At 42.8% G+C, this 18,551-nt stretch carries 13 protein-coding genes and 3 pseudogenes; 13 read left to right on the top strand and 3 right to left on the bottom strand.

What is annotated here, in order from left to right:
- Positions 1 to 21: 21 nt before the first annotated feature.
- Positions 22 to 245: pseudogene (locus tag JOE49_RS26430) on the top strand (aldo/keto reductase); the annotation flags it as partial.
- Between the two features lie 815 nt (positions 246 to 1,060).
- On the opposite strand, the gene JOE49_RS18250 reads toward JOE49_RS26430, so the two are convergent.
- A complete protein-coding gene (locus tag JOE49_RS18250) occupies positions 1,061 to 1,414 on the bottom strand; it encodes a winged helix-turn-helix transcriptional regulator (protein ID WP_061828404.1) in 354 nt (117 codons plus the stop codon).
- Between the two features lie 480 nt (positions 1,415 to 1,894).
- On the opposite strand from JOE49_RS18250, the gene JOE49_RS18255 reads away from it, so the two are divergent.
- From JOE49_RS18255 to JOE49_RS18275, 5 genes and pseudogenes are all read left to right on the top strand, one after another.
- Entirely contained in the window at positions 1,895 to 3,022 is a 1,128-nt protein-coding gene (locus JOE49_RS18255) for an NtaA/DmoA family FMN-dependent monooxygenase (protein WP_209942288.1), read from the top strand.
- Between the two features lie 38 nt (positions 3,023 to 3,060).
- Complete coding sequence (locus tag JOE49_RS18260) at positions 3,061 to 4,026, top strand: NAD(P)H-dependent flavin oxidoreductase (RefSeq protein ID WP_160789931.1); 966 nt, start codon at positions 3,061 to 3,063, stop codon at positions 4,024 to 4,026.
- Positions 4,027 to 4,062: 36 nt separating this feature from the next.
- A pseudogene (locus tag JOE49_RS26940) lies at positions 4,063 to 4,287 on the top strand (SDR family oxidoreductase); the annotation flags it as partial.
- An 87-nt stretch (positions 4,288 to 4,374) separates the two neighbouring features.
- Positions 4,375 to 5,115 (top strand): oxygen-insensitive NADPH nitroreductase, encoded by a 741-nt coding sequence (gene nfsA, locus JOE49_RS18270; RefSeq protein WP_209942290.1) that lies wholly within the window; start codon positions 4,375 to 4,377, stop codon positions 5,113 to 5,115.
- 119 nt (positions 5,116 to 5,234) lie between these two features.
- Complete coding sequence (locus JOE49_RS18275; RefSeq protein WP_160790819.1) at positions 5,235 to 5,660, top strand: MarR family winged helix-turn-helix transcriptional regulator; 426 nt, start codon at positions 5,235 to 5,237, stop codon at positions 5,658 to 5,660.
- A gap of 359 nt (positions 5,661 to 6,019) precedes the next feature.
- Here JOE49_RS18275 and JOE49_RS18280 read toward each other — a convergent pair whose 3' ends face one another.
- Positions 6,020 to 6,448 carry a MerR family transcriptional regulator gene (locus tag JOE49_RS18280; protein WP_061828399.1) on the bottom strand — a complete coding sequence of 143 codons (429 nt, stop codon included), beginning with the start codon at positions 6,446 to 6,448 and terminating at the stop codon, positions 6,020 to 6,022.
- Between the two features lie 169 nt (positions 6,449 to 6,617).
- Between JOE49_RS18280 and JOE49_RS18285 the strand changes: the two genes are divergently transcribed.
- Positions 6,618 to 7,739: an NADH-dependent flavin oxidoreductase gene (locus tag JOE49_RS18285; protein WP_209942292.1), complete on the top strand. Its 1,122-nt coding sequence runs from the start codon at positions 6,618 to 6,620 to the stop codon at positions 7,737 to 7,739.
- A gap of 289 nt (positions 7,740 to 8,028) precedes the next feature.
- Here the strand turns inward: JOE49_RS18285 and JOE49_RS18290 are convergent.
- Positions 8,029 to 8,340 (bottom strand): annotated as a pseudogene (locus JOE49_RS18290) (Tn3 family transposase); the annotation flags it as partial.
- Between the two features lie 402 nt (positions 8,341 to 8,742).
- On the opposite strand from JOE49_RS18290, the gene JOE49_RS18295 reads away from it, so the two are divergent.
- From JOE49_RS18295 to JOE49_RS18320, 6 genes are all read left to right on the top strand, one after another.
- Positions 8,743 to 9,711 carry a LacI family DNA-binding transcriptional regulator gene (locus JOE49_RS18295; protein ID WP_061828396.1) on the top strand — a complete coding sequence of 323 codons (969 nt, stop codon included), beginning with the start codon at positions 8,743 to 8,745 and terminating at the stop codon, positions 9,709 to 9,711.
- A gap of 304 nt (positions 9,712 to 10,015) precedes the next feature.
- The gene (locus tag JOE49_RS18300) at positions 10,016 to 10,969 is read left to right on the top strand and encodes an ABC transporter permease (protein WP_245248409.1); all 954 of its coding nucleotides are present in this window, start codon (positions 10,016 to 10,018) and stop codon (positions 10,967 to 10,969) included.
- Positions 10,970 to 10,982: 13 nt separating this feature from the next.
- A complete protein-coding gene (locus JOE49_RS18305; RefSeq protein WP_061828394.1) occupies positions 10,983 to 11,879 on the top strand; it encodes a carbohydrate ABC transporter permease in 897 nt (298 codons plus the stop codon).
- 125 nt (positions 11,880 to 12,004) lie between these two features.
- Positions 12,005 to 13,630, top strand: a complete 1,626-nt coding sequence (locus JOE49_RS18310; protein ID WP_209942296.1) for an ABC transporter substrate-binding protein — start codon at positions 12,005 to 12,007, stop codon at positions 13,628 to 13,630.
- A gap of 24 nt (positions 13,631 to 13,654) precedes the next feature.
- Positions 13,655 to 16,123 (top strand): PfkB family carbohydrate kinase, encoded by a 2,469-nt coding sequence (locus tag JOE49_RS18315; protein ID WP_209942298.1) that lies wholly within the window; start codon positions 13,655 to 13,657, stop codon positions 16,121 to 16,123.
- The gene (locus JOE49_RS18320) at positions 16,120 to 18,393 is read left to right on the top strand and encodes a GH32 C-terminal domain-containing protein (protein WP_209942300.1); all 2,274 of its coding nucleotides are present in this window, start codon (positions 16,120 to 16,122) and stop codon (positions 18,391 to 18,393) included. Before JOE49_RS18315 ends, JOE49_RS18320 begins: the two co-directional genes overlap by 4 nt.
- The last annotated feature ends 158 nt before the right edge of the window (positions 18,394 to 18,551 follow it).

Consider the following 18,551-nt stretch of genomic DNA (forward strand, 5'->3'; position numbering starts at 1 on the left):
AATCGGAGGAAAGTAGCCTGGGCGCTAGGAGATTTGATTCAGGCGGAAAAAGATAAACATTGGGGACTGTCGGAGGCGGGCGTGGGAACCATTCGACGCGCGCATTCCGTTCAGCCGCTCACGGCCATCAAGAGCGATTCGTTGTGGTGGAGATGTCCGGAAGACGAACTGCTGCCTACGTTAGAAGAACTCAGTATTGGCTTCGTGCGTACAGCCCATTGGGAAAGGGTTACCTGAGCGGAACTTAGCGGCTTTTTTGTTTTGAGGAACCAAGTTTTTTTCCGAGTTGAGGACAAGAACTTGGTTCCTTTGCCGAAAAGGGAACTCGGTCCGATTACCGACTTGATTAACACCTAATAGCAAACAAGCCAGGAAGACTGTAGGAAGAGACGATAGCGTGATGGTATTCATACTCGTTGCAGAAAATTTTAGGATGATTCGTTGAAATCATGGAACTAATGTCATTCAGTGGGTCGACAGTTGTTTTACATTGAAGGGTCACGTTGTTCTCAATTGGATCGCGCCCCATCCGAAAGCTATTCACTGTTGCTTTTATATCTGCAAATGCAAAAGGAATCCTGAAATAGTAATTTGAGTTCAGAGATACAAAAAGAACTTCTCGTACCGGCTGACGAAAAAGCCTAATGATATCTATAGAATACCAGTTATCCCAAGTGTCTCAAGCGCCAGCAGAAATGACTGACCATACATACCAATACTTACTGCAACACGCACATATCTATGAATGAGGGCATGAAAAAGAAAGCGGTATAGGAATCATTGAAAAAAAATTATAATTTTGTGCTGCTGAATGCTGGCACCCTTTATGATTTTACCGCGCTATTCTTTGTGACGCATAAACATAAACAGCTTCCATGCACTTTTTTGCGTTCACCATATAGACCGTAAAAGGCAACTATATCAACTGTGAAATCGGTTGTATGATTCCCTTGCTCATTCGCACGGATTGCGTAGAAGAAGTTTGGACAAAGACTTAAATAAAAATGTCTTCTTTGGATTCAAAATTTCGGTAATAAGCCTGTTTGGAAACTTCATCAGATTAAGGTTTTTCGCCGTATTCTTTACCGAATTCCTCCATCTTCTCAAGGATCGGTAGTAATTTGATTCCCTTGCCTGTTAATGAATACTCTACTCGCGGAGGAACTTCCGGATAAACATTACGTTTAATAACTCCATCGTTCTCCAACTCTTTAAGCTGCTTTGTGAGAGAGCCTTGTGATAAACCTCCAAGAAATTTTTTTATATCCGTATAACGGCGTGTTTCTCCTTTTAAATACCATAATATAAAATATTTCCAACGTCCTGAAAGAACATTTTGGGTAAATGCTATCGCGTACATATCCCTTTTTTCATCCATAAATTCTTTATCAAATCCTTCATTACAGACCCTCATTGATATCACTCCTAATCTTAAGGTACAAAAAGTTGTACTATGTTCATTTATATTGCCCTCTTTGCAAATGGACATAATGACTTTATGATTGTGTCAACAAACCAAAACAATTAATTTTAATTAACCTAAAATGCGAAAGGATAATGTTCTTGTTTTCGTTTTATAGTTTAATAGGGTAACTAAGATTACGTATATTTAGTAAGCTAAATAAATATAACACAGAAAGGAGTTACTGATAAGTGAATACAGGAAATAGACTACAGCTTTCGATTTTAGACTTCGTTCATGTCTATAACGGAAGTGATGCTAAGAAAAGTCTCCAAAACATTAGGACTTCTGCAGCTGATGGCTGGACCATGTGGGCATTGCTAAGGTCCAGAGAATTATTGGGGGAAATGATTTTCCAGAGCAATTAGATAACCTTCTTTCCTTTTTTGACTGTAACTTTAAAGAACCTCATGAAAGGGAGATCATTCAACAATGGAAGGAAGAAAGTTAAAAATAGGAGGGATTATTGATGGCGTTGGTTGGAATTACACGGGATGGAGACACCCCGCTATTCCAGCAGATGCCAGTGAAAATATTGATTACTACGTTCAAAAAGCCAGGCAACTTGAACAGGGAAGGTTCGACCTCATCTTTTTAGCAGACGTAAGTCATATTGGACCTGGCATGATACCACACTATCTAAGCATGTTTGAGGGCGTATCTATTTTGTCTGCATTGAGTATGGTGACTCATTCCATTGGCTTGACCGCAACAATAGCTACTTCATATGCTGATCCATTTACTGTTGCTAGACAAATAGCCTCACTCGACAAGATTAGCAAGGGCCGAGCAGGATGGAATGCGATCACCTCTAATCCGGGAGGGTTAGCCAATTACAGTCGGTCCCATTTAAGGAAAGCAGATCTTTATCCCATGAAAAAGGAGTTTTTAGAGATTGTTGAAGGCCTCTGGGATTCGTATGAAGACGATGCCTTTATACGTGACAAGAAAAGCGGAGTATTCTATGACCCGAGTAAGATGCATCCAATAAATTATACCGGGAATTACTTTTCAGTGGAGGGACCATTAAATGTTAGTCGATCTCGACAAGGCAGACCGGTCATCTTTCAAGCCGGTACTTCCTTGGAATTCATGGATATAGCTGCACAGCATGCCGAAGTCATCATGGCTCCTGGAGACCAGTTTGAATATCTTAAGAGATTCACTACTGAACTTAAAAGAAAAGTGCAAAATCAAGGGCGTTCACCAAACGATCTACTGATTATGCCTTCACATAGCCCCATCGTTGGTGAAACGGAAAAAGAAGCCTTAGAAAAGCTAAGAGAAATCGAATCATGGATGCCTAAAGGTTATAGATTGCCAAAGCCTCAATTGATGGGAGCTGCGGAGAATGTTGCAGAAAAAATAGAACATTGGTATCAAGAAGGCGTCATGGATGTCTTGCTGATTAGACAAGATTATCCAGCAGGATTTGAGGACTTTATTAAATTGGTTGTACCCATATTGCAAGATAAAGGCATATTTCGAAAGGAATATGAGGAGAACACACTTCGGGGGAATTTAGGGCTACCTTACCCTGAAAATAGGTATAAGAAGTAATAATAAAAAAATCAATTAAACTAGAGGTGAAATCATTGATGAAAAACCGAATTACAGAACTACTGGAAATAGAGTATCCCATTATTTCAGCTGCTATGACATGGGTCACTTCCGCGGAATTTGTTGCAGCAGTATCCAATGCAGGTGGACTGGGTGTGTTGGGGCCAAATGCTGGCCAAACGGAAAAAGCAACGAGTGCAGAGGATATGGCAGATCGACTAAACAAGGAAATTCGCAAGGTTAAAGCATTAACGAATAAACCATTTGCAGTAAATTACATTTTCCCAATGGGAGGGACTTCAGAAGACCCATTTACTAATGCAGTTTTTGATGTATTGGTTAAAGAAAATGTCAAAAACGTTATCGCCATTGGACAACATGTGGTCGATCGTGAACTGAAACGACTTAAAGAACATGACATTAAAGTCGTTTACAGAGACTTAAGTCCGACTGTAGAAAAGCTTGTAGAAGCTGAGAAAACAGGAGTGGATGCCCTTATCGTTACAGGTTATGAGGCTGGTGGTCATATGAGTGATTATAAAATTAGTACGCTTTCCCTTGTTCCACAAATCACTTCTCTTGTAAAAATCCCTATAATTGCTGCCGGAGGGATTATAGATGGTCGGGGAGCGAAAGCAGTACTATCTATGGGTGCAGAAGGTGTATATATGGGAACAAGGTTTATAGTGACCAAAGAAAATCCGGCTAGTATGGAAACAAAGAAAGCCATCATTAAGGTAAAAAGTGAAGAGTTTATTGAATTTAAATCAGGTACAGGACATTTGAGAACCATTCCTACAGAAGCGGGCAAAAAAGCGTTAGAACTCATTAATCAAGGAAAGCCTGCAGAAGCATACAAATATTATGGAGAAGGGTTCAAAATAGGAATGTTAGATGGCGATCTGGTTAATGGGACCGTAAGTGTATCCGAATCAGCCGGTGGTATTCAGCAAATTCTAACGTGTCAAGAAGTAATTGATGAAATTGTTAAAACCATCGGATGAAGATCTCAAAATAATTTTTGACTACAGTTTGCCCCTGATCAAATTCGGATAAATCTAATTCAACCAGGACCTATACAAACAAACATTGTATCTAAAGCTCTAAGTGAAAAAGAAATTGAAGAACGGGTACAAGAAGTTCCCATCAAAAGATTAGGGCAGTCTCAAGAGGTATCTAACCTTGCTTTGTTTCTTGCGAGTGATGAAGCCTCTAATATAACGGGTGCTGATCATGTAATTGATGGAGGATTGTCTGTGATGTGACGTAACATTGAATTGAGTTAGTATATGAGGCCATCTATGCTTGCTAACTCTTTTTATTTAGATAATAACATTGGAGGAGATATTCATATGAATAATACCCTTGAATTACTTCATAATCATACGTCCATACGTTCCTATACAAATCAACCATTGTCACAAGAACAACGAGAAGTAATCTTTAAGGCAGCTAATCAAACATCATCATTTAGTCTTTTACAGGCCGTTTCTATCATTAGAATTACAGATCCAGATCTTCGAAGAAAAATGATGCAACTTTCGGTTAATCAACCTTATATTGAAGAAGCCGCAGAGTTCTGGATTTTTTGTTCAGATTTCCACCGGAATCATCAAATCGCCCCTGAAGTTGACCTTGAATATATAGAATTTCTTTTAATCGGTTCATTTGATGCCGGGCTTATGGCGCAAAATGCTTTAACCGCAGCAGAATCTATTGGACTTGGTGGCGTTTTTATTGGTGGTGTGAGAAGTAACATTAATGAATTATCTGAAATTTTGAATTTACCGAAGTATGTGATTCCTTTGGTGGGACTATGTATTGGTAGTCCATCTGGAAATAAACCTGAACTCAAGCCAAGGTTGCCTAAATCCATGGTTTTACATGAAAACCAGTATCAAACACTCGATAAACTGAAATTAGCAACTTATGATAAGACCATGTTGAAGTATTATGAAAATCGGTCTGTATGCGCGCCTTTCACAGTGAAAAAAGTAAAAGGATGGAGTGATCACATTCATGATCATCTCCAAAGAAGCATTCAGCCACAAATGATGGACTATCTCCACAAACAGGGATATGCCAAAAAATGAAGCAGGGAAGAAACTTTTTTGACCAGAAGGAAGTTCATCATAAATTAATTTGACACATCAAATTCGTCGTGATATAGTTAGCCCGCTAAATAACATTCGAGTCGAGGGATGATGAATTAATGACAGATCAAGTGGATTGTGATATTCGTCAGTCGTTAGATCGAATCTCCTCCCAAATGCGTCGAAATTATAGTGAATCTCTCAGGGAACTTAACCTTTATGTAGGGCAAGATAATTTGCTGTATCGTCTGTGGTTGGGTGATGGGGTAACACAAATGCAACTATGTGAACACTTAAAATGCGAACCGCCTACGGTAACGAACATGGTTAAATCATTGGAGCAGAACGGATTTATATATCGTAAACGTGATGAACAAGATGCAAGGATAATGCGCATTTTCCTAACGGACAAAGGCAAAGAATTAGAGACACCGGTTGAGATAAAATGGAGACAACAGCAGGAAAAACTACTTCAATCCATTTCTACGGAAGATCGGCTGATATTAAGACAATTAATGCAACAAATGGAGAATAATCTATCATGAGTTCTCCATCTTTTTTAATATATTTAGCAAGCTAAACATTGCTGATTTAATAACACAACGAGAAAGGGTGCATTATTATTGGCTGCATCCCTATGTGTAATCATCCGAAGAAGGGGTAGTACCAGCGTCGCTGTCACAAGGGCAAAGTAGATGGATAAATATGTTAAATGTAAGTTCTGGGAATTTCGCTATGATTGGAGAAATACCAGCGTCTCAAACGTATGGAATAAACCTACATTTATCTTGTTGGGTTGTTTACGTTAATGTGCAAAGACAGAGCTAGGCTGCCGACATTGATCGGCAGCCTAGTCTTAGTTGGAGATTGAACTATCGTTTCCTGTTAGCGCAAATACATTACATTAATTCACCGTCTTAATCTCCAGGCCGTGACCGTGACATTTAAAGTTATAGTTAGGGTTTTTCATAACCTCTTCTTTCTGAAGTTCATACATGGCAATTTTATAGTTTATTTCTTCCATGTGTTTAAAACTTTCGTCAATTTTCTTCTGAAGTTCCAATTTATGCTGTATCAACATCTCCTCTCTTTGCAAAAAGGTGCTATTTCCCAATTCATAAAGTTCCTTGTAATCCTTGATTTTTGAAAGAGGCATTCCTGTCTCTTTGAGACAACGAATAAAAGAAATCCAATCTATTTGTTGTTGGTTATAAACTCTACGGCCTTTTTCGTCACGAGATATATTTGGTAATATCCCCTGCTCTTCATAAAACCTAAGTGTTTTTGCAGATACATTTAAATTCTCCACTACGTATGTCATTGAATACAACATCTACTTGTCCCACCTTTAGTTACAGTTACTGTAACTAAATATATATCATAAAGAGAATGAAAGCACAACAATTCTATATGTAATCATATAAAAATAAATCCTTGACCTACTGTAACGGTAACCAATTACACTGAAACAGAAAATAAAATATGATAGCGAGGTTAAAGAAATGAATCAAAAATATAGTAGGTTATTTGAATCCTTCACATTCAGAACTGGAATAACAATGAAGAATAGAATTGTTATGGCACCTATGACAACCTGGTCAAGCAATGACGATCTTACCATTTCGGATGACGAAGTAAAGTATTACAAACAAAGAGTGAATGGAGTAGGACTCGTTATTACAGGGTGTACTCATGTTACACCGAATGGACAGGGTTTTACGAATGAATTCGCCGGGTACAATGATGAATTTACTCCAAGTTTACGAAAATTAGCTGAGGCAGCGAAAAGTGGAGGCTCTCCAGCGATCCTACAGATTTTTCATGCTGGCAATAAAGCTTTGCCCGATTTGGATGCAGTTAGTGCGAGTGCATTGCAACCCGAAATTACTAATTTAGGTTCAACGCCAGAAACAAGAGAACTATCACATGAGGAGATTTTGTCGATTGTACGTGCTTTTGGAGATACAACAAGACGAGCGATTGAAGCCGGATTTGATGGCGTCGAAATTCATGGGGCACATGGATTTTTAATTCAAAACTTCTGGTCGCCAGCAACGAATCAACGGACGGACCCATGGGGAGGATCACTTGAAAATCGCTTGCGTTTTCCATTGGCGATTATTAACGAAATCAAAAATGTCATTGAAAAACATGCTGCAAAACCATTTATGATTGGTTTCCGGCTTTCCCCTGAAGAATCCCACAAAGTGGACGGATTACGTATGAAAGACACGTATGAATTAATTGATTTCCTTGTTGAACAGGATTTAGATTATATTCATGCTTCATTAGATAATGTGTCTTCAAAGCCAGTAGATAGTCAAGATGAAAAAACACGGCTTGAATTAATTCTTGAAAGAGCAAACGGTAAGATACCTGTGATGGCTGCTGGTTCCATACTAACACCGGATGATGCTCTTCAAGCTGCGGAATTAGGATTGCCGCTAGTCGCCATTGGGCATGCGTTAATTATGGATCCTAACTGGGTTGAAAAGGTCGCAAATGGACGTGAAGCCGAGGTAGATTCTGAGTTGAACGTTTCGAAACTCAACCAGCTTAATATTCCAGAAAAACTTTGGAATGTAATTCAAGCAATGCCCGGTTGGTTTAATATTGGGAAATAAAAAGTAGTCCTAAAGGCTACTCAGATTGACGAGAAACCCACGTCTTTTATGAGACTTCGGGTTTCTTTTGCTAATTCTTAAGTGCTCCGTCCATCCGTAGTTCGTTAGGGCAATTCTTACTGTTGCGGACACACATACTGCGAATGTTTCGATCTTGAAGGGGTACCACCAGCAAAACGCAGATTTACAACGCTAAGGAATTCTGAGTACAAAAATAGCCGGTTTTCACACGTTAAGGGTGTAACCGGCTTTTATGCTATCCTTGGTTCAGCGGACGTAATGATTCTAAGATACTAGGCGTTGCATCAGCCATTTTTGTTAAGCCTATATTGGTACCCATAGCCATGAGCGATGCCAGAACAATCGGTTTTTCTTCGGATTTAGGTTGACGATTGGTTGAAGCATGAATGTATTGCTCGTCAAACCCAGTCCAACTTGCTACTTCTAAAAGTAGGTCTGGTAGCTTTACCCGTGGCAACATGCCGTAGAGAGCAGCGCTATATTGTTTCGCCTCTTCTGGAACATCTTTTTCAAGCCGATTAATATGTAGTCTACCTTTTTCAACGTTTACTCCATCAAGCGCATCGATGTTGTCACCAATCTTAAACCGGAAGAGCTCGAGAGAAGAATCGGTCTCTAAAAGGAGATTTTATTTTTTTTGAAGAAGAAATAATAGATGTGATTATCTATTTTACATTGCGGTGGCGGTCATTTTGACCGCCGTTTCTAATACAATAAAGAGCTACAGTTCGCATCAACTTAATCTGAAATAATTAAGTTTTAATTTTATAGAGTTGCCATACATGTTTGTGTCGCTTCGAAAAGTACATTGTGTAAGTTTGTAAAAAAATATAAAAAGCGAATAGGTGTGATTGAATCAGGTGGCACGAAATTCATATGCGGGGTAGGCAATGAAAAAAGTCAGAAAAAAAGCGCTTCAAAGATTATTGAAACGTTTCCAACTTCATGCTATTATAATTCCCATAAGAGATGGGGGGGTTAAATGCCAAGTATTAGAGATGTAGCTAAGATAGCTGGTGTTGCTGTGGGAACGGTGTCCCGTGTTATTAATAACTCGGGCTCTGTAAAACCAGATACACGAAGGAAAGTGGAGAAAGCTATACAAGAACTAAATTATTTTCCTAATGAAGTCGCTCGAAATTTTAAAATGAGGAAATCCAAGATGGTAGCCTTGCTGCTTCCAAGTATCTGGCATCCTTTTTTTTCTGAACTAGCTTATTACATTGAGGATGAGTTGGATCGGGAAGGCTTTAAGCTCATGTTATGTAATAGCGGAGGCAAGCCAGAAAAGGAACTGTATTACCTGGATATGCTACGGCAAAACAAAGTAGCTGGTATTGTCGGCATTACTTACAATGATATAGAAAATAGCGTAAGCAATGACATTCCGATTCTAAGTATTGATAGGCATTTCAACAAAAAAATCACTTGTGTAACCTCAGATAATTATGAGGGAGGCCGTCTAGCTTTGAGGGAACTTGTTAAAGCAGGGGCCCAGAAACCGGCTTTTATGGGAAGTGTAACTTCCGTTTTTAGTGAAACCATGAATCGAAGAAAAGGTTTCATTGATGAGGCGAAAAAATTAGGTGTAGACTATGTTGTATACGAGAAACCAGATCCTATTGTGGACGACGAAGCCTATTTTGGCGAATTTCTATCTAAGCATCAGGATGTGGACGGCATTTTCGCTATTACCGATATGTTTGCCGCCAAATATATAGAAAGAGCAGGTAGGCAGGGGATTCGTATTCCCGAGGATGTAAAGGTCATCGGTTACGACGGCATTCAGGATCATCGTTATTTTCATCCGATATTGTCTACAATCAGGCAGCCAGTGGAGGAGATGGCACGTTTGACAATCAGACTACTGTATCAAAAGATTGATGGTATAACTTTAGATCAGCAAGTGTATCGTCTCCCCGTTATCTTCAGACAAGGCGAAACTACATGATTTTATTGTAAAGATATTAGCTCGTAAAGTCGGATCACAGTCTGGATATGCAAACTTGACTTTCTCTTATAGAAAATTGGAAACGTTTCATTTGACAATCAGACTACTCTGTTAAAAGATCGAAGGAATAAGTTTGAATCAGCAAATGTATCATCTCCCGTTATCTTAGGCAAGTTTTTTTAGATTGGAAAAACTTCAGCTCATTCGGTGGATTTATGGTATGGATCACCGACTGACGTTTTTCTTATAATAAATTGGAAACGTTTCAAAAATGAAAATATCCTTTTACAAGAAAGGGAGTGTAATGGTGAATTCAAGAACTAGTGAGTTGGATCATTCCACGATCAAGCCAAATCGCAAAATATGGAACCAGGTCAAACGTGATTATGAACTGTATCTGTTTTTGCTGCCAATCATTATTATTTATCTCGTATTTAAGTACTATCCGATGTATGGAATACAAATTGCTTTTAAGGATTTTTCACCAAGTCGGGGAATCTGGGGAAGCGAGTGGGTAGGCTTTAAGCACTTTATTGATTTTTTCGATTCCTATAACTTCTGGACGATTATGACGAATACACTTACACTCAGTGTTCTATCGCTTGTGTTTAGCTTCCCAGCTCCGATTATTATAGCGATTATGTTGAATCAGATGTTGGCCAAAAGATACAAGAAAATTGTACAAACTGTAATTTACGCACCACACTTTATTTCTACCGTAGTGCTCGTCGGTATGCTTAATGTTTTTCTGTCTCCAAACAGCGGAATCGTGAATCACATCATCACCTTGTTCGGAGGAGACCCCATTATGTTTTTGGCCGACGAAGGTTGGTTCCGTCCTTTGTATATTTTATCAGGGGTTTGGCAAGAGACAGGTTTTGCTACCATCATTTACCTTGCTGCACTGGCAGGGGTCAATCCAGAATTGCATGAAGCCGCGATTATGGATGGAGCAAGCAAATGGAAGCGCGTAATGCATGTGGATATTCCAAGCATTTTGCCGACGATCGTCATCTTATTGATTCTCGCACTCGGTAACATTATGGGCATCGGTTTTGAAAAGGCTTTCCTTATGCAGAACGATTTGAATTATTCCACTTCCAATATCATTCCGACCTATGTTTATGAAATCGGGATTCAAAAGGCACAATACAGCTTTTCTACGGCAATTGGACTGTTTAATTCAGTGGTAAATATTATCCTGATAATCACCGTCAACCGGATCGCCAAGAAGTTGACTGAAACCAGCCTGTGGTAAGGGGGAGTTCATTTTGAATCAATTATTAAAGAGAAAAAGCAAGGGAGACATGTGGTTTGACATCGTCAACTACTTCATGTTGACCATAGTTATGCTGCTTGTATTATTCCCGTTGTATTTTGTGCTGATTGCTTCACTTAGTGACCCCAATCTCATCTACTCAGGAGAAGTATGGTTTTTTCCAAAGGGTTTTACGCTGGATGGATACGGGCGGATATTCAGTGATTCATCTATATGGATTGGTTATGCCAACTCGATTTTATATGCGGGTCTAGGAACATTAATCGGAGTAGCCGTGACCGTATGTGCAGCTTACCCGTTAGCTCGTAAAGGACTGGCGGGAAAATCGGCGATTATGTGGTTTTTACTGATCTCCATGTTTTTTAGTGGAGGGCTGATCCCAACCTATTTGCTGATAAAAGATCTTCACATGCTGAATACGATCTGGGCACTTGTTATTCCTGGAGCGGGAGGTGTGTTCAATGTCATTATCGTAAGGACTTTTTTTCAGTCGACCATCCCAGATGAAATGTGGGAGGCAGCTTCGATCGATGGTTGTTCCAATACCAGATTTTTTTGGAGCATTGTATTGCCTTTGTCTAAGTCCGTTATAGCCGTAATGGTACTATATCATGTTGTCGGCTTCTGGAATGGTTTCTTTGACGCTTTGATCTACTTGAACGATGAAAACAAGTATCCGTTGCAACTGGTTCTGCGCAACATTCTTGTCCAGAATCAGGCCAACTCGGGCATGATGATAGACGTGGAATCTTACGCAGCGAAGATGCGCGTTACAGAGCTTATCAAATATGGTGTCATCATGGTATCCAGTCTACCGTTGCTGATTTTGTATCCTTTCCTGCAAAAATACTTTGTTAAAGGCGTGATGATCGGCTCGATCAAAGGCTAACATTGTCATGGTGCCTGAAAGGGGGAGTGTGCAACAGAATCGATAGATCCAGCATTCAGACAAATATATAACAAAGGCAAGGGAAGTTTTCAGCTTGTGGAATGACATAAAGGAGGTTATGTACGATGAAATTATTCAAAAGTGCTGGAATTCTAATGTTGGCCGGAGTGTTTGCACTTAGCGGATGTTCGGGAGGCGGTGGCGAGTCAAAAAATCAGATGGTAAATCCGGATCAGGATGCGAATTTTAATAAAACCGGTCTTCCGATTGTTAAAGAACCGGTGACCTTAAAGATGGTCTCCCCGAAAGCTGCTTTAGCGCCGGATTACTCGAAAATGGAAATTTTTAAGCGGCTGGAAAAACAAACAAACGTAAAGATTGACTGGGAGAACATTCCAGACACTGACTTTGCAGAGAAGAAAAATTTGTTGTTGGCCAGCGGAGATTTGCCAGACGCATTTTACGGAGCCGGATTCACAGATTACGATCTAATCAATTACGGTAAAGACGGAACCATCATTCCGCTGGAGGATTTAATTGATAAATATGCGCCTAACTTGAAAGCGCTTCTCGATCGTCGACCCGACATTAAATTAGCCATCACAGCGCCGGATGGACACATCTACGGACTGCCGTCGTGGGAAGAGAATAAGCTCGATACCAACCCCTTCTTTCACGTCATCAATAAAAATTGGCTCGATAAGCTGGGCCTGAAAATACCTCAGACGCTGGATGAATACACTCAGACTTTGATTGCCTTTAAAACGAAGGATCCGAACGGCAATGGCAAGGCTGATGAAATCCCATTAAGCTTTATGCATATGCAGTGGTGTAGTGACATTGCCGGCATATTCGGAGCTTTCGGTCTTTCGGATAATTTGGAACATCGGATCGTCCGCGAAGGTAAAGTGATCTTTACCGCTACGCAACCTCAATATAAGGAAGCATTAAAATATATTCACAATAACTGGTATAAGCAGGGCCTGATTGACCCTGAATCGTTCACCCAGGACGCTGCTCAGTATTTAGCAAAAGGCAAAACACCAGATGAAACGCTTGGCTCCTACGTTTGGTGGGAAGTCGAAGAGGTTGTCGGACCGGAGCGTAGTAAGGATTATGCTTTGCTGCCCCCGCTTAAAGGCCCAAATGGAGATCAAATGATCGGCCGCAGCAACGGCGGCGGTCCGGGACGAGGTGGCTTCGTGATTACAAAGGAGAACCGTTATCCGGCAATGACGATGCGTTGGATCGATCAACAGTATGACCCTTACATGGCGGCTCAAATTCACTGGGGTCCGTTGGATGTCGTATTCAAGAAGGACGAAAAAGGAAAATTGGTGAACCTGCCGCTTCCCAAGGGAGTGTCCGCAGGTGAATTCCGTCAAAAAGTGGCTCCAGGCACGGGAAATCCGGGCGTCATTACTTTCGATGACTTCGGAAAAGTTGTTGATATGGAACCCCGGGCTCAGAAGCGTGCTGATTATTTGGAGAAATATTACACTCCATATATGACAAAGGAAAACTATCCGAGCATCTTCTTTGAACCGGATGAACTAGATAAAATCAATCGGATTGAGCCAGAACTTATTAAATATGTAAATACCCAAAGAGGCAAGTTCATCGTCGATGGCGGCGTGGATGAGCAGTGGGACCGCTATGTGAAGACACTGGAGAAGATGGGTCTGAACGAATTGATGGAGATCTATCAAAAAGGGCTGGACCGTTATAATGCAAATTTAAAAAATAAATAATCAAAGGATAGGTGGGGAGAAACTGTGCTTGATGTAATAACCATTGGGGAAGTATTGATAGACTTTACTCCATCAGGTCGTACAGCGGGAGGCAACGAGCAGTTTGAATGCAATCCTGGAGGGGCTCCGGCTAACGTAGCAGCTGCTCTATCCCGCTTAGGAGCTAGAGCGACATTGATTAGCAAAGTTGGGGATGATCGATTCGGTTCCTTGCTGCACGATACCTTGATGAACGGCGGCATCGACGTGTCTGCGCTTTCGTTTACAGATGAAGCCAATACAACGCTGGCATTTGTCCATCTGGATGACAATGGAGACCGATCGTTCAGCTTCTACCGGAAGCCAGGAGCGGATACATACTTGCGCACGCAGGATGTCCCGTTTGATAGGATTGAAAACTGCCATGCACTGCACTTTGGTTCTGTGTCGATGACCCATGAGCCGGCAAGTACGGCAACAAGAGCGGCAGTTGTGAAGGCTAAAGAGGCAGGAGTCCTACTTTCATTCGATCCGAACATCCGGTTTGCTTTATGGGAGAGTAAAGAGGAAGCGAAACAGAATATCATTTGGGGCATGAAGTATGCCGACATCCTGAAAATATCGGAAGATGAGCTCCACTTTATAACGGGTACAACTGATGTGGAAAAAGGCTCGTTAGAGCTGCAACAACAATTCGGCATCGCCTGGATCGTCGTAACTTTAGCGGAAAAAGGCTGCTATTACCGGTTGACTGGTCATGACGGCTATGTGCCGGGTTTTCAAGTGAAGGCCATCGATACGACGGGAGCCGGCGACGCTTTTCTGGGCTGCTTGTTATATAAGATACTGGAAGCCGGTATTTCTTTGAATCAGCTGACCAAACAGCAAATCATCAGCATGCTAACTTTTGCCAATTCCGGCGGTGCATTAGTAACCACACGAAAAGGAGCTCTTCAATCTATGCCGACGACAGATGAGATTAAACAGATGATCGAGACAAATAAACAGCAAGATGATGATAGATTAAGACCGGGTTTTCATTTTTCACCTCACTCCCATTGGTTGAATGATCCGAACGGATTAGTCTATTACGAGGGAGTCTATCATCTGTTTTATCAGCACCATCCTTATAGCAATCAGTGGGGACCGATGCACTGGGGTCATGCCGTAAGCCCAGACTTGGTTCATTGGGAGCATATGCCTATCGCTCTGTTCCCGGATGAGCATGGCGCAATTTTTTCCGGTTGCTGTGTGGTTGACTGGAATAATAGCAGCGGACTGTTCGATGGTTCCCATGGATTGATCGCGCTCTTCACTCATGCAGACATCTGTCCGGAGACCAGACAACCTCGCCAGCGGCAAAGCCTGGCTTACAGTAGCGATAAAGGACGAACTTGGCACAAATATGAGGGGAATCCAATACTCGCCGAGTATGATATGGTTGACTTCCGGGACCCCAAGGTGTTCTGGCATTCGCCAAGTGAGCGGTGGATTATGGCTCTTGTCGCGGGAGACCACGTTCGGTTTTATCGTTCGGACAATTTGCGTGAATGGTCGTTGTCAGGCGAATTCGGAAAGAATGAAGGCTCGCATGACGGAGTTTGGGAATGCCCTGATCTCTTTGAATTGCCGATTGATGACAGCGGGCGTTCCAAATGGGTACTTATCATAAGCATCGGAGATGATCCGAACTGTCCGGAAGGCTCACGCACGCAATACTTTATCGGAGAATTCGACGGAAATACGTTCATCAATGACAATCCGGCCGATCATATCCTGTGGCTGGATTATGGCCGGGACAATTATGCGGGGGTCACTTGGTCGGATATAGCTGAGCAAGACGGACGGCGCGTGATCATCGGATGGATGAGCAACTGGAAATATGCCAACCAAACGCCTACCGGAGCCTGGAGAGGCGCAATGACTCTACCTCGCGTCTTATCATTGACCAGCCGAGACGAGGGCGTAGTTCTGACTCAAATGCCTGTCCGGGAAATAGAGCAGCTGCGAAAAGGAACGCTCTGCTGGAATGAGGTCAAGGTTACGCCGGTGGTGCCGTTTACGCAGAAAATGAATGATGTTCTGCTTGAGATTGAAGCGGATATCGACATTCGTTCCGGGGATGAGGTTCATATCAAAATGAAGTCCTCTGGGCAAAGTGAGACTATTATCGGATATGACCCTGTGCGCCAATGGCTATTCATCGACCGTTCGAAATCGGGCCTGACTGACTTCCACCCGTCGTTTGCGTGCAAGCACGGTGCTAGAATGGTTCCGGAGAATGGAAAGATCAAACTGCATATCTGGCTGGATCGCAACGCGGTTGAAGTGTACGCGAATGAGGGTTTGGTTGCACTGACGGATCAAATATTCCCTGATGCTCCGATGGATCGTATTGAGATAAGTACGAAATCAGGGGAAGTTGTACTGAACTCGTTTCATATGCATGCTCTTAACTCCATTCATATTCCCAATGGTCCAACGGAGCAGACATCAAGGAGGGTTGAGGTATGAGCCATGCAACCGATAATCGGGGATTGATCATGTATTGGGCGTTCAATGAAGAAACCGGTTCAAGCGCTCTGGAGAGCGTATCCCAAGTCCAGGATAATATCCAGTACGTATTTAACCAAGCGGAGTTTACTAAACCTTGCTCTCCACGGTGGAGACAGGGAGTAATTGGAAATGGGCTCCTGTTCGATGGTTATTCGACTTACATTGCGCATTCGTTCGATGAGGGAAATCAGAACACCGAGCCAGAGTATCGATCAGCGCTAAGCATTGGAGTATGGGTAGCCCCACGCTCTTATGAATGGGGGGATGATGGCAAATTGTCCGCCATTGTGAACCGCTACAATCTGGATCGTAAGCAGGGTTATCTGCTCGGTATGTTCCGTCACGGTTCCTGGTCCTTCCAAGTCGGGCTGGAAGGAGGGGACTGGAAGGAACTTTGGTCGCCGGACGGCCATGAATTGCCCAAGAATGAATGGTCATACGTAAATGCAGTGTTCGATGGGAACCAAGGCGAAATCAAGCTGTATTTGAACGGTAGTGAAATTGCTTCGGCAGCCTTGCCTCGTGGTTCCCGCCTAGCTGAGGCGACGGACTTGGATCTTCTTATCGGCAAGAATAACCATAGCAGCCTGCTGGCGGAAGTGTTCAGCCTGCACATGTTTAGCGGTATCATTGATGAACTCAAGATTTATAATCGGGCGCTGAGCGCGGAAGAAGTGGCCGCTTCTTATCGGCATGTGCTGGATACCTTTCACGAAGGTATCCGGCCGCAATTAAACTATGACGAGATCAAGCTGGACCGGACGCCACTGCTGCTTGATCGGCACAGACCGCAATATCATGTTAGCCCGCCAGCCCATTGGATGAACGAACCCCATGCACCGATCTATTTTGACGGGCAATATCATTTGTTCTATCAGCATAACCCGCATGGGCCGTTCTTTCATCAGATCCATTGGGGACATTGGGTAAGTCAGGATTTGGTGCATTGGCGTGATCTTCCCGTGGCCCTGGCGCCCGAAAAGGATCAGCTCGCACCGGACGGGATCTGGTCGGGAAGCGCAACCTATGATGAAGACGGCCTGCCTGTCTTGTTCTTTACGGCAGGTAATGACAGCGCTTCGCCGAATCAGAGCGTGGCGCTTGCCCGAAGCACCTATACCCTTGACGGAAACCCGGATCTGGTTCACTGGGTCAAACATCCGGAGCCGTTGATCGTGCAAAAGAAGGGAATGGGCGCATTTGGGGATTTCCGGGATCCGTTCGTATGGAAGGACGATGACGGCTGGTATGCTCTGGTCGGGTCCGGAATCGAAGGCGGAGCAGCACTGGCATTTGCGTCACAGGATATGCTGAATTGGACGTATAAAGGGCCGTTTTTTAAAGCAGATATTCAGAAGTTTCCTTACCTTGGACCCATCTGGGAGCTCCCTGTGCTTCTTCCCCTTGGCAGTGACAAGCAGGGGGTGAACAAACATCTCCTGCTTGTCAGCCCTGTGGGGAAGGGAGCGGATGTCGAGGTGTTCTATTGGATCGGGCAACTTGACAAGCAAAATCTTTCGTTCATCCCCGATCAAGAAGAGCCTCAATTGATTGACGTCGGGGATTTCCATTTTACCGGACCGAGTGGAATGGTTGATCCGAAGACCGGCAGAAATATCGTCTTTACGATAGCCCAAGGCGACCGGACGTCCGAGATGGAATATAAGTCGGGCTGGGCTCATAACGGCGGCTTGCCGTTAAGCGTGTATTTGAGGGATGACGGACGTCTGGGAATAGAGCCGATTCAGGAGCTTCAATCGCTGCGTGGCGCCAAGAGGCTATCACTTCGGGACCAGTCATTGGCTGAAACTAATGTACAGCTCAGGGATGTTCATGGTGACATGCTTGAGATTCAATTGGAATTGGAGCCCGGCAGCGCCAAACAATTCGGAATCAAGGTCCGTTGTACGCCGGACGGAGAGGAAGAAACTCTGCTGTATTATGATTGGAATCAAGCGATGCTCGTGGTTGACCGGTCGAAAACGACGCTGTATCCGGGAGAAAAGTGCAGAGGGGTTCAGGGCGGTAAGCTGGAGCTACTTGGGGAGAATCTGAAGCTTCATATTTATTTGGACCGCTCCATGGTCGAAGCCTATGCAAACGGATTGAAAAGCCTGACAACCCGGGTGTACCCGAGCCGTATGGATGCTTTGGGACTTGAGATTTGGGGAGATGGAGAAGCGTTTGTTAAATCCTTGGATATATGGGATATGCAGTCCATTTGGTAAGACGATTGCTTAGGCGCTCCTTACCAATCGGGTCATGCAGCAAATGATCAAGTAACTTTGCATTCCTCCGATTGGAAACGTTTCATTCATATTCTTCCTTCTTCATGACTATTCACTTTGTACAAGGAGAGCATTTCGAAATGAGGTATCGATGTTCG

This window comes from Paenibacillus sp. PvR133, from assembly GCF_017833155.1.
GTDB lineage: Bacteria > Bacillota > Bacilli > Paenibacillales > Paenibacillaceae > Paenibacillus > Paenibacillus polymyxa_B.

Bases quoted from the DNA above. Each gene is read 5' to 3' on its own strand.
- JOE49_RS18320 (WP_209942300.1), top strand. From the start codon at position 16,120: ATGAGCCATGCAACCGATAATCGGGGATTGATCATGTATTGGGCGTTC.
- JOE49_RS18295 (WP_061828396.1), top strand. From the start codon at position 8,743: ATGCCAAGTATTAGAGATGTAGCTAAGATAGCTGGTGTTGCTGTGGGA.
- JOE49_RS18310 (WP_209942296.1), top strand. From the start codon at position 12,005: ATGAAATTATTCAAAAGTGCTGGAATTCTAATGTTGGCCGGAGTGTTT.
- JOE49_RS18260 (WP_160789931.1), top strand. From the start codon at position 3,061: ATGAAAAACCGAATTACAGAACTACTGGAAATAGAGTATCCCATTATT.
- JOE49_RS18275 (WP_160790819.1), top strand. From the start codon at position 5,235: ATGACAGATCAAGTGGATTGTGATATTCGTCAGTCGTTAGATCGAATC.
- JOE49_RS18300 (WP_245248409.1), top strand. From the start codon at position 10,016: ATGGTGAATTCAAGAACTAGTGAGTTGGATCATTCCACGATCAAGCCA.
- JOE49_RS18255 (WP_209942288.1), top strand. From the start codon at position 1,895: ATGGAAGGAAGAAAGTTAAAAATAGGAGGGATTATTGATGGCGTTGGT.
- nfsA (WP_209942290.1), top strand. From the start codon at position 4,375: ATGAATAATACCCTTGAATTACTTCATAATCATACGTCCATACGTTCC.
- JOE49_RS18285 (WP_209942292.1), top strand. From the start codon at position 6,618: ATGAATCAAAAATATAGTAGGTTATTTGAATCCTTCACATTCAGAACT.
- JOE49_RS18280 (WP_061828399.1), bottom strand. From the start codon at position 6,448: ATGTTGTATTCAATGACATACGTAGTGGAGAATTTAAATGTATCTGCA.
- JOE49_RS18250 (WP_061828404.1), bottom strand. From the start codon at position 1,414: ATGAGGGTCTGTAATGAAGGATTTGATAAAGAATTTATGGATGAAAAA.